This window comes from Pseudoalteromonas sp. SK18, from assembly GCF_001974855.1.
GTDB lineage: Bacteria > Pseudomonadota > Gammaproteobacteria > Enterobacterales > Alteromonadaceae > Pseudoalteromonas.
This window is the reverse complement of sequence record NZ_MTQB01000012.1, coordinates 31,425-47,622: the sequence shown is the minus strand read 5'-3', so window position 1 is coordinate 47,622 and position 16,198 is coordinate 31,425. Positions and strand designations below refer to the sequence as shown.

Annotated in this window: 17 protein-coding genes; 1 reads left to right on the top strand and 16 read right to left on the bottom strand. The window is 40.1% G+C overall.

The features are described from left to right. Positions 1–3 precede the first annotated feature (3 nt). The 12 genes from cheD to BW139_RS10465 all read right to left on the bottom strand — a co-directional run bounded on the left by cheD (position 4) and on the right by BW139_RS10465 (position 11,414). Positions 4–621 (bottom strand): chemoreceptor glutamine deamidase CheD, encoded by a 618-nt coding sequence (cheD, locus tag BW139_RS10520; protein WP_076919609.1) that lies wholly within the window; start codon positions 619–621, stop codon positions 4–6. Beyond that, positions 605–1,435, bottom strand: coding sequence for a protein-glutamate O-methyltransferase CheR (locus BW139_RS10515; RefSeq protein WP_010392403.1), 831 nt, complete (start codon positions 1,433–1,435; stop codon positions 605–607). Before BW139_RS10515 ends, cheD begins: the two co-directional genes overlap by 17 nt. A 70-nt stretch (positions 1,436–1,505) precedes the next feature. After that, on the bottom strand, positions 1,506–4,205 hold the full coding sequence (locus BW139_RS10510; RefSeq protein WP_076919608.1) for a methyl-accepting chemotaxis protein: 2,700 nt from the start codon (positions 4,203–4,205) through the stop codon (positions 1,506–1,508). 48 nt (positions 4,206–4,253) lie between these two features. After that, entirely contained in the window at positions 4,254–4,739 is a 486-nt protein-coding gene (locus BW139_RS10505) for a chemotaxis protein CheW (RefSeq protein ID WP_076919607.1), read from the bottom strand. Continuing rightward, positions 4,721–6,811 (bottom strand): chemotaxis protein CheA, encoded by a 2,091-nt coding sequence (locus tag BW139_RS10500; protein ID WP_076919606.1) that lies wholly within the window; start codon positions 6,809–6,811, stop codon positions 4,721–4,723. The genes BW139_RS10505 and BW139_RS10500 overlap by 19 nt, the downstream gene beginning before the upstream one ends. A gap of 14 nt (positions 6,812–6,825) precedes the next feature. Then, the gene (locus BW139_RS10495) at positions 6,826–7,188 is read right to left on the bottom strand and encodes a response regulator (RefSeq protein WP_008465588.1); all 363 of its coding nucleotides are present in this window, start codon (positions 7,186–7,188) and stop codon (positions 6,826–6,828) included. A gap of 8 nt (positions 7,189–7,196) precedes the next feature. After that, the gene (locus BW139_RS10490) at positions 7,197–7,469 is read right to left on the bottom strand and encodes a lipid asymmetry maintenance protein MlaB (RefSeq protein WP_008465590.1); all 273 of its coding nucleotides are present in this window, start codon (positions 7,467–7,469) and stop codon (positions 7,197–7,199) included. 162 nt (positions 7,470–7,631) lie between these two features. Beyond that, positions 7,632–8,249 (bottom strand): SCO family protein, encoded by a 618-nt coding sequence (locus BW139_RS10485; protein WP_076919605.1) that lies wholly within the window; start codon positions 8,247–8,249, stop codon positions 7,632–7,634. Next, complete coding sequence (cyoE, locus tag BW139_RS10480; protein ID WP_076919604.1) at positions 8,246–9,175, bottom strand: heme o synthase; 930 nt, start codon at positions 9,173–9,175, stop codon at positions 8,246–8,248. The genes BW139_RS10485 and cyoE overlap by 4 nt, the downstream gene beginning before the upstream one ends. Before the next feature lie 12 nt (positions 9,176–9,187). Further along, a complete protein-coding gene (locus BW139_RS10475; RefSeq protein WP_076919603.1) occupies positions 9,188–10,177 on the bottom strand; it encodes a heme A synthase in 990 nt (329 codons plus the stop codon). Between the two features lie 12 nt (positions 10,178–10,189). Beyond that, positions 10,190–10,684, bottom strand: coding sequence for a transmembrane cytochrome oxidase associated protein (locus BW139_RS10470; protein ID WP_076919602.1), 495 nt, complete (start codon positions 10,682–10,684; stop codon positions 10,190–10,192). Then, the gene (locus BW139_RS10465) at positions 10,674–11,414 is read right to left on the bottom strand and encodes an SURF1 family protein (protein WP_076919601.1); all 741 of its coding nucleotides are present in this window, start codon (positions 11,412–11,414) and stop codon (positions 10,674–10,676) included. Before BW139_RS10465 ends, BW139_RS10470 begins: the two co-directional genes overlap by 11 nt. Here BW139_RS10465 and BW139_RS18660 point away from each other — a divergent pair. Next, positions 11,368–11,739, top strand: a complete 372-nt coding sequence (locus tag BW139_RS18660; protein WP_368483015.1) for a DUF2909 domain-containing protein — start codon at positions 11,368–11,370, stop codon at positions 11,737–11,739. The genes BW139_RS10465 and BW139_RS18660 overlap by 47 nt on opposite strands. Here the strand turns inward: BW139_RS18660 and BW139_RS10455 are convergent. Genes BW139_RS10455 through coxB form a run of 4 tightly spaced genes read right to left on the bottom strand, consistent with a single transcriptional unit; the run spans position 11,639 to position 15,814 of the window. Then, positions 11,639–12,514 (bottom strand): cytochrome c oxidase subunit 3, encoded by an 876-nt coding sequence (locus BW139_RS10455; protein ID WP_008465600.1) that lies wholly within the window; start codon positions 12,512–12,514, stop codon positions 11,639–11,641. The genes BW139_RS18660 and BW139_RS10455 overlap by 101 nt on opposite strands. A gap of 35 nt (positions 12,515–12,549) precedes the next feature. After that, positions 12,550–13,080 carry a cytochrome c oxidase assembly protein gene (locus BW139_RS10450; RefSeq protein WP_008114159.1) on the bottom strand — a complete coding sequence of 177 codons (531 nt, stop codon included), beginning with the start codon at positions 13,078–13,080 and terminating at the stop codon, positions 12,550–12,552. After that, the gene (ctaD, locus tag BW139_RS10445) at positions 13,080–14,672 is read right to left on the bottom strand and encodes a cytochrome c oxidase subunit I (protein ID WP_008114160.1); all 1,593 of its coding nucleotides are present in this window, start codon (positions 14,670–14,672) and stop codon (positions 13,080–13,082) included. The genes BW139_RS10450 and ctaD overlap by 1 nt, the downstream gene beginning before the upstream one ends. Next, positions 14,672–15,814, bottom strand: a complete 1,143-nt coding sequence (gene coxB / locus BW139_RS10440; protein WP_076919599.1) for a cytochrome c oxidase subunit II — start codon at positions 15,812–15,814, stop codon at positions 14,672–14,674. Before coxB ends, ctaD begins: the two co-directional genes overlap by 1 nt. Between the last annotated feature and the right edge of the window lie 384 nt (positions 15,815–16,198).

The following is a 16,198-nucleotide window of genomic DNA, read 5'->3' as shown; positions in this document are numbered from 1 at the left end:
TCCTTAAAAAAGTTCTATATCAGTGGCTTGAGTTTGCTGTTCAAGATTATGTAAGTAACGCACTTCACGTTTTTCAATGGTGTTATTGTGTAAGTTTCTTAGCTTTTTAACCTGTACTTTTCCATTATGGGGATTAAAAAATATTTTGCGCGGCCAGGGGCCACCCATATCATGCGCCACTAGGTTTAGCGCCTCTTCTGCAACATACGCATTGGCAAAACTAATATTGCCAATACCTATATCTGTCATTGCGCTAATTATTTTGCCTCCCCCAAACAATTTTACTTTTAAGTTTGCCCGAGAAGCGCCATTTTTAAGCACTTCATTAATTAAATATTCCATGGCCCAGTTACCATAACGACAACTTAAACTATGTGCTTGGTCAATTCGCTCACCCTTTTGAATAGGTAGTATAAAGTGGTTAATACCTCCTATGCCAAGCTTATCGTCGTAAACACAAGCAGCAATGCACGACCCGAGCACGGTGGTGATCAGCTCATCGTTTTTAGAAACATAAAATTCACCTGGCAATACCTTAGCGACCACACGCTCTCGCGTGGCATCCCAATAGCGTTTAATATGCTCAAATCCCGCTAATACCGGCTTAAATTGTGTTTGCATGGGCTACTTTTTGATACATGGTTTTCCCTAAGTTTTTAAATAAGACATGCTCTTTTCCCATGGTTTCTGAATGCCCTAAAAATAAATAACCTTGGTTATTTAAAATATCGGCATAACGGTTAAAAAGCTGATCCTTTGTCTCTTTGTCAAAGTAAATCACTACATTTCTGCACAAGATCAAATCAAATGGGCCCTTCATCGGCCAATCTTGGAGTAAGTTTAAACGCTTAAATGAAATACACTGTTGTAGTTTAGGTTTAACCTTATAACTTTGCCCGTCTTTGCTAGTTAAAAACCAGCGCTTGAGCAAGGCATCATCAAGGCCATTCACATTTGCCGCGGTATAAATACCGCTCTGCGCTTTAGCCAGTACATTAGAATCAAGATCAGTAGCTAAAATTTTCACATCCCAATCACTTGGAAAAGCCCCTTGTAACGTCATTGCTAAACTATAGGGTTCTTCACCGGTAGAGCAGCCTGCAGACCAAATACGCACGCGTTTATTATGCTTATTTGCTTTTAGCATCGCAGGAATGAACTGCTCTTTTATAAACTCAAAATGATGAATTTCACGAAAAAAAGAGGTTAAGTTGGTGGTAATGGCATTAATAAATGCATCAAACTCCTGATCCTTATGATTTTTTAAGTAATCTAGGTAACTAGAAAAGTTTGTTAATTTACGCTCACGAATTCGCCTTGCTAATCGTGAGTAAACCATTTCTCGCTTATGCTCTCCAAGCACAATACCACAGGCGTTATACACTAAATGAGCCACTTCCTTAAAATCGCTATCCGTTAATAAAAACTCTTTCATTATGTGCTCTCAAATAAATATAAAAATAGATTCACACTTACTTCATTGTGTGAATCTATCTAAAGTAGAGTTAAAACTCCTCCCACTCTTCAGCTGAGTCTACAAAGTTTTCACCTTTGCTTTTATTATTAACGAAGCTATTTTGTTGCTTATGCGTTATTTCAGGAGTCCGGATGGTAGGCGATACAACCGCCATATCTTGCTGCCCTAGTGAGAAGAAGTGCAGTAAACGGCGCATTTCATTAGCCTGCTCTGCCATAGACTCACCTGCAGCCGATGCCTCTTCAACTAATGCAGCATTTTGTTGAGTCATTTCATCCATTTGCGATACGGCTTTATTTACTTGCTCAATCCCGGCGCTTTGCTCTTCCGAGGCCTGAGTTATATCAGCTATCATTTGTGTTACGCGTTTCACCGACACCACAATCTCTTGTAAAGTGACACCTGACTCATTCACAAGTGCACTCCCATCAGCAACTTTGCCAACACTATCTCTAATTAACTCTTTAATTTCTTTAGCGGCACCAGCTGAGCGCTGAGCTAAGTTACGCACTTCACCTGCAACAACGGCAAAGCCTCGGCCTTGCTCACCCGCTCTTGCAGCTTCTACAGCAGCATTAAGTGCTAATAGGTTTGTTTGGAATGCTATTTCGTCTATTACACCAATAATGTCAGCAATTTTTTTACTCGATTCGTTAATAGCCGACATACTGGTTACGGCCTTATTAACAACCTCGCCACCTTGAATTGCTTTATCACAGGTTTCTTCAGCTAAGTCATTAGCCACCTTGGCATTATCAGCATTTTGACGAACCGTACTGGTCATCTCTTCCATACTAGAAGCTGTTTCTTCTAATGATGACGCCTGCTCTTCTGTACGCTGGCTTAAATCGGCATTGCCTTGTGAAATTTCTTCAGCCCCACTGGCCACCAGTGTAGCCGATGTATTAATGCGATTAATGACCTCAGTTAGCTTGTCTGCCGTCGCATTTGCATCTTTTTTAAGTTTATCAAACGAGCCGTAATACTGTTTTTCAATCCGTTTTGATAAATCCCCATTGGCCATTGCATCAAGCATAGTTCCAGTATCTGCTACGGCGTCATCAACCACTTTAACTAAACTATTAAGGCCCTGAGCTAAACGCAGGAAGAAGCCATCTTTTCCTTGCTCAACCACTCGGCTATTTAATTCCCCTTTACTTGCGGCGCTGACCAACTGAGCAATCTCTTTTTCTATTGCCACCTCTGCCGTTCTGTCTTCCCATTCAACTACAGTCCCAATTCGCTCATCGTCTGGGGTAATAATTGGGTTAGCAACTAAACCAAAGGTTCTGCCGCCCACTTTAATTTCAGTACTGTAAGTGTTCGTTAGCTTTGCTAACATATTTTGCTGATGGGCTGGGTTTTTATGAAATATATCAATGTTTTGATTAATCAAATTTTTGCTGTCAAAGTTAGGTAAATCAATGCGTATATCATTTTGTGCAATACTCATCATATTTTTCACCGCGTCATTCATGTACACAATCACATTCGATGCATCTGCAATCATGGTGTTTGTTGCTACAGTGTCTAACGCGCGACGAACACGAAGGTTTTCTTCTGCTCTGGCACGCTCTGCATCGGCCTTAAATACTTCATCAGTAATATCTTGCCACTCAACAATCGTTCCTAAACGCTCTCCTTCTTCGTTAAACCATGGCGAAGCAATTAAATTAAAAATAAGACCAGCTAATTTGAGTGTCGCTTTATGAGGCGCATCTAATTTTTTTAATAGCTCGCGCTGATGCGCAGGGTGTTGATGAAAATCATCAACACATGTGCCAATTAAGTCACTTACAGCAAAGTTGGGTAGTACCGATTGCAAATCTCTTTCGCGTGCTTTTAGCATTTGCTTAACACGGTCATTGGCAAAGATGATGTTTAAGTCATTATCAGCCATCATCACATTTGCTTGGCATACTTTTAGGGCGTTGGCTAAGTCAGCTGTTTTTTTAGAGGCTCTTTCAAGTTCTTTTTGTTCGCTAATATCAGTTGCATATTTAATGATTTTTATTAATCTTCCGTCCATATCATAAATGGGGTTATAAGAAGCATTAATCCAAATTTCACGGCCTTGTTTATCAAAGCACAAGTACTCACCTCGGTCGTATTCACCCCGTCCCAGTTTGGCCCAAAAAGCCTGATAATCTGCACTATTTGCATATTCAGCTGCAACAAATAAACGATGATGTTTACCTTGTATTTCATTAAGGTGGTAGCCAAATGTGGCTAAAAAGTTATCGTTGGCATTTAGTACTGTGCCATCTAAGTCAAACTCGATTACCGCTTGCGATTTATTTATTGCCGCAACTTGTCCAGCAGCTTCTGCCGCCTTTAATTTTTGCAATGTGATCTCAGTGGCAAATTTAATCACTTTAATCACTTGACCCTGTGAATCTAAAACAGGGTTATAGGTGGCTTGTATCCACACTTCTTTAGCATTTTTGCCAAACCGCTTAAATTCATCTGAAATAAACTCACCCGCGCTCAGTCGCTGCCAAAATTGACGGTATTCATTACTTTGCGCTTCGCTAGGGCTAACAAATAAAGAATGGTGCTGACCTTGAACCTCAGCAAGTGAGTAGTCCATTACGCGAAGAAAATTTGCATTCGCAGTAATAATTTTTCCGCTAGGTTCAAACTCAATTATTGCTAATGATTTATGCAATGCATTTATGATCAAATCATTGCTTGATTCAGACTGTTTTGAATTACTAAACCATCCCATGCTTATCACCACCTTTAAGTTATTTACTTTATTTAGTTACCGTTACCGCTAAATATCCATGGTTGCAGGCAAGTCAATCAGGGCGATCATTTTTTCGCCCACGTTAACTAACCCTGCGACATATTCACTTTCATTGGTTTGGGTTAAACTCGGTACGGCTTTAGCATCTTGCTCAGCAATACTATAAACATCCGCCACCGCATCTACCGTAATACCCATTACTTTACTTTCTTGTTCAAACTCTACTTTTACAATAATCACTACTGTTAACGGTCCATACTCAATGGTGGGTAAACCAAAACGTAACCGCAAATCAATAATAGGGACTATAGTGCCACGCAAATTAATAACGCCTTTTACGTACTCAGGGGCATTTGGCAGTGCGGTTATGTCTTCCCAGCTGCGAATTTCTTGCACCGTTAATATGTCTACTCCGTATTCTTCTTCAGCCATAATAAAGGTAAGAAACTGCTTAACGCCTTCTTTGCGCTGTAGTTCAATATTGCTATTTAATGCTATTGATTCAGAGAACATGAATCCTCCAGAGTCGCCGATGGCTCAATACTTAATGCTTGGCTACCAGGTTTTTTTAACCCAGAAAGCTTAATTAAACCGCTAATATCTAAAATTAACGAGACCCGCCCATCGCCTAAAATGGTTGCCCCCGATACTCCATCCACCTTATGATAATTAGCTTCTAAACTTTTTATAACCACCTGCTGTTGCGACAGTAAATCATCAACTAGCAGCCCTACTTTTTGGTTGTCGTTTTCCACTACAACCAACAGGGTTTTGTCTAGCGATTCAATCGCATTTTGATGATTAAAAATATCGTATAAACGCAGAATAGGAATGTATTCATCACGTAATCTAAGTACGTCTAAGTCTTTACCAACTCGACTGACTTTGGAGATATCAATTTGTAATGACTCTACAATTGAGATTAATGGGATGATGTAAGTATGCTTGGCCACTTTCACCAATTGCCCATCTAAAATAGCCAAAGTGAGCGGCAGCCGAATAGTAAAAGTAGAACCAATACCTTGTGCAGAAGTGACCTCTACTGACCCATTTAATGATTGAATATTACGTTTAACCACGTCCATACCTACACCCCGGCCAGATAAGTCACTTACCTCATCAGCGGTAGAAAACCCTGGCATAAATATGAGTTCGTTAATCTCATCATCTGTTAACTCGCTATCGCCCGTAATTAGCTCGTTGGCAATTGCTTTTTCTTTAATCTTTTGGGTGTTAAGGCCTTGGCCATCGTCCATTATTTCTATGACGATGTTACCTCCCTGATGAAAAGCATTTAACGTAACCTTGCCCACAGGATCTTTACCTGCTGCAATACGCTTTTCTACAGTTTCAATACCATGATCCAAAGAGTTTCTTACTAAATGCACCATAGGATCAGATATTTTTTCCATCACGGTTTTATCTAGCTCGGTTTGCTCTCCAATCAGTTTTAACTCCACCTCTTTATTAAGCTTTTGAGCAATATCACGCACCAAACGCGGAAAGCGGCTAAACACAAAATTAATTGGCAGCATACGAATACGCATCACGTTTTCTTGTAAATCTCGAGTGTTATGCGCTAATTGCGCCAATCCCTCTTGAAGAGACGTTACCGTGGTGGCTGTCATTTCCTGTTCGCTAAGCTGATTTAACATTGCTTGGGTAATGACCAACTCGCCCACCATATTAATTAATGAATCAACCTTATCGATACCAACCCGAATAGAAGTAGATTCAGGCGCAGCTTTAGCGCTGGGCGTATTGGCAGGTGCCTTTGCTTTACTCGCTTTGGGTTGCTCAGCAGTTTTGGGAGCTTCCTCCACAATAGCCGGTTCGTTAATTACTTCCTCTGACTCGGCTTTAGCATCATTAAATAAGCCGCCACACAACTCGACTTTAATATCTGCATCATCTTCAACCCATTCAAAAATCTCTTTAATGGCTTGGTCATCACGTTCAGTATTTAAGAAAAATCGCCAATATAAAAAGCACTCATCAGTGGTTAATTCTTTAATGTCAGGTATCGCATCGGTGAATACTTGTACTTCTAACTCACCAAGCTCAGCTAATTCGCTGATCATAAACAAAGGTTCGTTACCGGTTTTAAATAGATGAAAATGTGGCTTAAAATCAATCTGGTAAGTATTAACGATAACCTGTTCAAGGTGTGTTTCATCAGCTTGAACTTCACTTGCTGGCATACCTAGTAAGCTTTCAAACTGTTCTCGCAAAGTGTCTGCTTGGGTTAAATCAGGTTCTTCCTGTACTTTTAGTGAGCTTAGCAAAGCTCTTAAGCAATCTACTGATTTAAGTAATAAATTAATGTGCTCGCTACTTATATTGCGCTCACCTTCACGAATTTGATCCAGTAATGTTTCTAATACATGGGTAAAGTTTGCAATTGAATTAAATCCAAAAGTAGCACTGCCCCCTTTTATTGAATGAGCAGCTCTAAAAATAGTATTAATAGTTTCTAAGTCTTCTTCGCCCGGCACTAAGTTGAGTAATTCAGTCTCCATAATATCGAGGCCTTCAAAACTCTCTTCAAAGAACACTTCAAAAAACTGGCTTAAATCAATACTCACAGTGCACTCCTAGGTTAACGGATTACTTTTTTTAGCACGGCCAATAGTTGTTCTGGATTGAAAGGTTTTACAATCCACCCTGTTGCCCCTGCAGCTTTGCCTTCTACTTTTTTATCCATCCCCGACTCTGTAGTTAACATAAGCAACGGTGTAAATTTGTAATCTGGTAACCCTCTTAGCTCTCTAATAAGTGTGATCCCATCCATAATTGGCATGTTTACATCAGAAATAACTGCATCAAAACCTTGTTGCTTGGCAATAGCTAATGCCTCACTGCCATCTTTGGCTTCGGTAACATCAAACCCTGCTGTTTTTAACGTAAAGCTCACCATTTGGCGCATTGATGCAGAATCATCGACAGCTAAAATTCTTTTCATATAAACCTCTAGTTAGTACTTTCTGAAGCTAAATATTCACTTAAACCGAGTTGTTCAATGGCATTTTTTAATGCGTCACTGCTGCCAACCCAGGCAATTTTTTGATTGATAGTAAGAAGGTGTTTTTGTAGGGCACAAAGAAGTTGAACCGAGGCGGTATCAGCAGACATGACATCGCTAATATCCAGACAAATATCTCGGCTATTATTAAGCTCGCTTAATAAATCTTGATGTAAAACGTCAACCTGAACAATTGAAAGCTCATTTGGTAGTTTAAGCATTTTTAAGCTTTTCCTTATCAACTCAATCCATAACAAAAGCTTAGACCGAGATAAAGAAAACGCCATAAAAACGACTAAAAAATAACTAATTAATTAAAAACAGCTGTTAAAAAACGTAAATAGGGGCACAAAGCCCCTTGAAAATTGTTAAACCATTAAAAACTAGTTTTTGTAGTAATCTGCTATTTCAATAAATTCCGCTGTTAATTTTGTAGTATTCACCAAAGGCACATCTCCTTGTTTAAATTCGGGCTTAAAAATAGCTCTCAGGGCGCCACTACCATCAACAAGTGCAACCGATGCACTATGATCCACCGCATAGTCAGATTCATCACTATCACTAATTGCATAAATTAATCCCAGCTCTCGTACAAATGGAAATAAGTCTTTATGCTCCCCAGATACAGCTAAAAATTTAGGGTTAAAATAATCTATGTACTCTTTACGTTTTTGAGCAATATCTCGTTTAGGATCGACAGATATAAACCACACCTGCAGTGGATAATCAGCCTGTAAGTTTTTATAGACATTGTTAAGCTTAGCAAGCGTCATTGGACAAATATCAGGGCAGCTTGTGTAGCCTAAAAACACTAAGTTCCATTGACCTAAAAACTGCTGTTTTGTCACTAACTCCCCCTGTTGATCATTTAGCGAGAAATCAGATAACGGTTTTGCAGTTTCGTACACTAATGCATCAAGATCTTGTAAATTTTTTTTATCACCACATGCCGATAAAAAAAGCACCGAAAAAACAATTAACCCACACCATAACCGCTTCATATAACTAGCCATTTATCTATAAATAAGATAACAAAGAGTATCATTAAATGAATAATCGAAAAACGAAATAAATCCATCGCGGTGTCCTCTTTGGCGGCAAATTTTAAGTTAATTGCTTTGTATATAAATACCACATTGAGGATACATGCCCCGCTTAAATAAATAAGCCCCGACATACCTATCAAATAAGGCAGTACGCACACTATGGCTAATAGTACTGAGTACGCGAGCACACAGGTTTTACAAAAGTCGATTCCATGGGTCACTGGTAACATGGGGATTTTAGCGCGTTCGTAATCACTTTTACGCGCAATGGCTAACGCCCAAAAATGCGGAGGAGTCCATGTAAATATAATCATCACCAACAACCAAGGAGCAGCGGCCATTTGATTGGTTTCAGACACCCAACCAAGTAAGGGTGGCATGGCGCCTGCCAAACCACCAATCACTATATTTTGTGGCGTAGCACGTTTTAAAAACGACGTATAAATAAACGCATAACCAACAAGTGCAAATAAAGTGAGTATGGCGGTGAGTGTATTTGCCCACAACATCAACATAATAAATCCTGCCACACCAATTACAGTTGCAAAACTCAATGCGTGTAATTTACTTAAGCGTCCTTTGGCGACTGGGCGGTGGCGTGTACGTGCCATTTTACTATCAATTTCACTATCAACCACATGATTGATAACGGCAGCTGCCGCAGAGAGTAAGCCTATCCCTAATAAACTTATGAATTGAACCCCAATACCTCTTCCAACGTCAGGGGCGAGGGCTAAACCCACCCATGCCGTTAACACCAGCATAGCTACTACTTTAAATTTACTGATTGCCAAATAATCTTGAATTAAGTAATAGCTTTTAGTTAATAACGATGTGCTATAAACGGGCTGCATTGCTTTTTTATTAATTGTAAGTGCCATAACGATTCCCCTTTAAGTACGGACTTTTAGGTAATAACATAACCTAACCATAGTTAATAACAGTATGGCAGCCATTAAGTTATGCGCCAGCGCTACGCCTAACGGAAAGTGGAAATGCACCACCGCTAACCCCAAAGCAATCTGACAAAATAACGCCACTAATACCGTCACTGTGCAGCTTTTAATTTTTTGTGAATAAGCATGGCTGTATATTCGCCACATAACAAGTGCCAATACAATACAAGTAACCAATGCCCATATACGATGCAATAAGTGGATAGACATACGCGCTTGTTGTGACAATACGCCAAATTCATAATTGCTATGCTCTAACGGTAACTGAAAAACACTACTGAGCGAAAACGGCTGAGCGTAACTACATAGCGGCAAACCATTACAATGTGGTGCGGCATAGTTAGCTGCTAACCAGCCACCTAGAGCGATTTGTAAAATAAGTACCGTGAGCGCCACCAAGCTTAGTTTAAAATGGGGTTTTGCACCTTCGTCCCCACCCGTAATAGGCTGACTGGTCAGCCGTAAGTACAACAGCGTTAATAACGCCAAAATGCTAAACCCTCCGAGTAAATGCCCCATCACAATTAGCGGCTGCAGGTTCATAGTCACCGTCCACATACCAAGCGCGGCCTGAAAAATAACAAGTACAAGCAGTAGCATCGGTAATTTTACAGGCGTAGTTGGATACTGGCGTTTTACAAAAGCCAAAATAAACAACACTAAAATTAATACTCCGAGCGTGCCAGCAAAATAGCGATGAATCATTTCTTTCCATGCTTTTGCTGTTTCAAATATCATGTCGGGATAGCTCTGAATCGCTTGCGCAATCTCGGCCTCATGTTTTGGTACGGTTAAAAAGCCATAACAACCAGGCCAATCGGGGCAACCAAGCCCTGCGTCACTTAACCGCGTATATGCGCCTAAAGCCACCACAATTAATGCGAATAAACTCGTTGCTAATACCAAATTTTTATAGTTTTTATACATAGCAGCCTCTACTTAGCTTGAGCGAGAGTAATTAAGTAATTTTTTTAGATCTTTCAATAATCCCTTTTGTATCAAACGGTTTTCTTGTGGTTGAGGGTTAAATGGATATTCCAGCACTATCAGTCCCATATGGTCTATTAAATACAAACTCGCGGGTCTTAACTGCTGTTGTGCAGCAATCATATGCCAATGCGGCTTCGCTGCTTCGGGTTCACCAATTATCGCCATATCTACTTTGTGTTGGTTTTTGCCAAGGGCAACATATAAATTATCTAAAGCGGCGAGCTGCTCAGAGCAAGGCTCTTTACATTGTGCTGAATAATTTAAAGCAATGGTCCATTGTTTTGGATTATGCTGCTGCCAATTCTCTAGCTTAATTTCACGCTCTAAAAATTCGCCATGATTAGTAATTGCTGTAGGTAGCCAATCAAGTTTTAACGCGCTGTAAGCCAGCACTAAAGGGATAGCGCAACATACTACAAAGAGCAACAGGGGTTTATTTTTCATTATCTATCCTCTTCTTGCTTGCAAAAATAGCAACTACCACACAGGCAATTGCAATTAAAAACCACTGCACTGAGTAGGCATAATGCTTTTCTGGACTCATCACAACAGCTTCATAATGGGGGGCAGCAATCTCATCTTCACCGCCTTGGCGATAGGCCATATAATCCACTAAAGGTCGCTGGGATTGGCTACTGAGAGCTTGCAGATCAATGATTTGAATTCGTTTAGCTAAATCTGATTGAGTATTACTATTAGCTAAGGTAAAGCCACTTAAGTTATCTTCTTTAATTTGTGCCGTTAACGAAAATTTACCACTAGGTATTGTCACGTTTGGTAGGATTTCTCTTGAACTGCCTGCTTTTACCCAGCCTAAATTAACTAATAAAAAGCGCGAATCATCAGGTAATTTTAATAATGCCAGTAAGTCGTAACCAACCTGACCATTATAAATTTGGTTATCGAGCAGCCAATAATTATTGATATCAAAATAACCACTCAACGAAACTAATACCCCGGTTTTATTCCACTCTTTTGGCAGTTGTTGCAACTGTGCCCAGCTCATAACCCCTTGCTGTTGTATATTTTCAATGGCATTAAGCTGCTGTTGCTTTTGATCTGCGCGCTGTAATTGCCAAAACCCTAAACGCACACAAACTAATACCACAATAACAACCAGGCAAACTGTGATTATTGAGCTAAGCTTTTGTTTGTTAAATACAACTAACTGCATAAGGGTAAATCCAGTGATTATTAAAATTATTATTGTTCTACTGTTATTATTTATATTGTTTAATTTATTTCGTGCTTTATTAATTATGGTGTCGGGAAAAACCAATGGACGCCCCATGTCTCACTTTTTAGGGCGTCGAGTGTTATTTTCTGTTGTGGTATTAGTGATGGTAATTGCCGCACTAAAGCTCGGTTTAATTACGGCAAATCAATCACCTTTGCCCACTACAGCACATATACAAATACAAACAAACACAGCCAAACAACATCAACAAAATGCCAGTACCAGGCCGCAGCTTGAAACGCGAAGTGCTTATTTTTTGTAAAGTGGCCTTTTAAAATCCGTAGGAAAACGATTAATAAAATAATGGTACCTAAGGTGACATGCATACCATGAAAACCGGTTAACAAAAAGAAGGTATTACCGTAAATTCCTGCATCAAGGGTTAAATTAAGGTCGTTATAAGCATAAATATATTCTTCTACTTGGAGTCCTAAAAAACATACTCCCAATAAAATAGTTACGCCTAAAAACACCTTAAGTGGCGTGCGCTTGTTATTTTCCATCGCCACATGAGCAAAATGCAGAGTCACTGACGAGGCTAATAAAATAAGGGTATTTATAAGTGGTAACCCTTGCCAGCCCATTGCTTGCGTAGTGGTGCCCCCTGGAGTATTTAACAACGGCCACACAGCCTCAAAAGTAGGCCATAACACTTCGTTAGTCATGGCGTTGTTATCAGCGCCTCCAAGCCAAGGTACAGAGAACATGCGAGCATAAAAAAGGGCGCCAAAAAAGGCCATAAAAAACATAACTTCTGAAAAAATAAACCAGCTCATACCTTGCCTGAATGAGCGATCCATTTGGGCAGAATATAAACCTTGATGCGACTCTTCAATCACATTTTTAAACCAGCTAAACAGCATATAAAGCAATACGGCAATACCCACATACAGTATGTAAATACCGCTGCCTCCCTCTTTACCCATATCCATAACTGTTAAGGCTGCCCCTACCGCAATAAAAAATAGCGCCACTGCGCCAACTATTGGCCATGGGCTTTGATCAGGTACATAATAATGTTCATATTTTTGATTCATTTCATTTGCTCCTAGTTTTTCACTAGTTTTATAAGCTAGTTATTACTGGCTACTAACTTCTCGCTAATATCAAATACGGTATAAGACAGAGTTAACTCCTCCACATCACTGGGTAACTCAGTATCAACATAAAAAAGTAATTTAAACTCTAGCTCCTCGCCAGCCTTCAAAGGTTGCTGGTCAAAGCAAAAACACGCTATTTTGTGTAAATACTTAGCTGCTTTGCCCGGTGCTACCGAGGGGATAGCCTGCATCACTTTGTCTTCATTACTGTTGTTTTTAGCGCTAAACATAACCTCACGCATGGCCCCTGGTTTTACATCTACACTGTATTCTTTAGATTTAACCTCAAAAGGCGCACCACTTTGGGCATGCGTGGTAAAACTAACGCTGACTTCTCTATTTTCAGTAATCAAGGTACTTTGCTGTGCTTGTTCTAACGAGGGCTTACCATTAAGCCCCGTTATATCGCAAAACACGTCATATAAAGGCACCATGGCAAATGCAAAAGCAAACATTGCAATGCAAATAACCACCAGCTTTTTTAATAACGGTAGATGACTCATTATTTAATATCCGGCGGCGTTGAGAACGTATGATAAGGCGCTGGTGAATCAACTTCCCATTCAAGCCCTTCAGCCCCATCCCAAACTTTTGCAGGCACTTTATCGCCCCCTTTTGCACATTTATACACAACGACAACGAACAGTAATTGCGATAAACCAAAGGCAAACCCACCTATACTAATAATGGCGTTAAAGTCAGCAAACTGCAGTGCATAATCTGGAATACGGCGTGGCATACCGGCTAATCCCACAAAATGCATTGGGAAAAACAGCACATTTACACTTACCAAGGACAACCAAAAATGCCATTTTGCTAAGGTAATATTGAACATATTTCCGGTCCATTTTGGCAGCCAATAATAAGCCCCTGCCATAATAGAAAAAACCGCGCCCGTTACGAGTACATAATGAAAGTGTGCAACCACAAAGTAAGTATCGTGGTATTGAAAATCGGCAGGCGTAATAGCCAACATCAATCCCGAAAAGCCACCTAAAGTAAACAGCACAATAAATGCGATACTAAACAGCATAGGCACTTCAAAGCTAATAGAGCCACGCCACATAGTTGCCACCCAGTTAAATACTTTTACGCCGGTAGGTACCGATATCAACATAGTCGCGTACATAAAAAACAACTCACCCGCCACGGGCATACCAGTGGTAAACATATGATGCGCCCACACAATAAAGCTCAACAAGGCAATCGAGGAAGTGGCGTACACCATAGAGGCGTAACCAAATAGTTTTTTACGTGAAAAAGTAGGAACAATCGTAGAGATAATGCCAAAGGCAGGCAAAATCATAATATAAACTTCAGGATGACCAAAAAACCAAAATATATGTTGGAACATTACCGGATCGCCACCACCAGCTGCGTCAAAGAAGCTGGTCGCAAAGTATTTATCGGTTAGTACCATAGTAACTGCACCAGCAAGTACCGGCATTACTGCAATAAGTAAAAAAGCCGTGATCAGCCATGTCCACACAAATAACGGTAGCTTCATCCACGTCATTCCAGGGGCGCGCATATTCACTATGGTTACCACCACATTAATGGCTCCCATAATCGAACTAATACCCATTATATGCACCGCAAACACAAACATTGCTGTGTTGTCGTTACTATAAGTGGTGGAAAGCGGAGCGTAAAAGGTCCACCCAAATGCAGGACCGCCACCAGGCATAAACAGTGACGCTAACAAAATCAAAAACGCAAACGGTAAAATCCAAAAACTCCAGTTGTTCATTCTCGGTAATGCCATATCTGGCGCACCAATCATTAGCGGGATCATCCAGTTTGCCAAGCCGGTAAATGCAGGCATTACTGCACCAAATACCATGATCAGTCCATGTACTGTGGTCATTTGGTTAAAAAAGTGTGGATCAACTAACTGTAAACCCGGCTGAAATAGCTCAGCACGGATCACCATGGCCATTGCTCCACCAATTAAAAACATCGTGAGTGAAAAAATTAAATATAAGCTGCCTATGTCTTTATGGTTGGTTGTAAATAACCAGCGTTTAAAGCCAGTAGCGGGTTGATGGGCATGATGAGCCTCATTGGTATTAGGTTGTTCTGCAATGCTACTCATTATTTAGCCTCCCCATCAGCATCCAATGCCGCTTGTATTTCGCTTGGTTGAATTACCTCTCCGGTGTCATTACCCCATGCGTTGCGTTTATAAGTAATAACGGCTGCTATCTGCTTAATAGATAATTGCTTGGCAAAGGACTGCATCGCTGTACCAGGCTTACCATAAAGTAAAATATCGATGTGACCTTTAATATCACCTACCACTATTGGACTGCCTTTAAGTGCAGGAAAAACCCCTGGCAGGCCTAAACCTGTAGGCTGGTGACACGCAGCACAGCTCGCCATATAAACTTGCTCACCCAGTGCCATTAACTCTTCTTTTGGTACCACTTGATCTAATAACGCAGCGTCTGCTTCAGCCGCTTTTTGTTTAGCTTGTTTAGCTTCTGCCAACCACGTTTTGAAGTCTTCTTCTGTTTTTGCTTCTACCACAACAGGCATAAAACCATGATCTTTACCACACAGCTCTGCACACTGCCCGCGGTAAGTACCTACTTCATTAATATTGGTCCATGTTTCATTGATAAACCCAGGATTTGCATCTTTTTTAACAGCAAAATCAGGCACCCACCATGAATGAATCACATCATCTGAGGTCATTAAAAAACGTACTTTTTGATTAATCGGTAGCACCAGCGGCTTATCTACTTCAAGTAAATAGTTCGGGTTTTTATCGGCAAGATTCGTTATTTCATTTTGAGGAGTCGCTAACATAGAATAAAACTCAACGTCCTCCCCCATATATTCGTAATGCCATTTCCATTGTGAGCCAGTAATTTTTATGGTGATATCAGCTTTGCTGGCATCCTCCATGGCAATTAGGGTTTTAGTCGCAGGAATGGCCATAACAATTAATATGACAAAAGGAATAGCAGTCCAGAGTATTTCTACTTTGGTGCTTTCATGAAACTGGGCAGGGACAGCCCCTTTAGATTTGCGATGATGAATGAGTGCCCAAAACATAATGGCAAACACGATCACCCCAATCACACAACATATTAAAAATATAGTCATGTGTAGTTGGTATACATTATTACTTATATCAGTTACGCCTTTACGCATATTATATTGGCTATTAGCAAGCACATTTTGCGAAAAAACTAACAATATAAGCCACAAGGAAGAACTCAGCTTACCCATGTGACGGCTCCTTTGATGCTATTGCTGACGCAAAGCGAAGGGACATACGACTTAAACGCCCATTCGTTATTTTTATTTTTTATAAGGGTGCTGGAGTTATTAAATGTGTGTGCTCAAAACGACTACGCTGTGAGTTATTTTTATTCCAGCTCTTTAATAACTAGTTAAAAAATAAACAATAAGCAAGGTGAGTATGAAAAATAAACAAGGGGTTACTTAAAAAAGTGCAGCAAAAAAAGAGCCACTAATGAGTTAGTTAACCTAAGAGTCAGGGGTGGTAAGGGGTAGCTTGAATAACAGCGGAAAAAATATAAAATTTTATGATTTAAAAATAATTAGAATAAATTTATTTATATATAAGTATTTAGCGATGTTATTTACAAT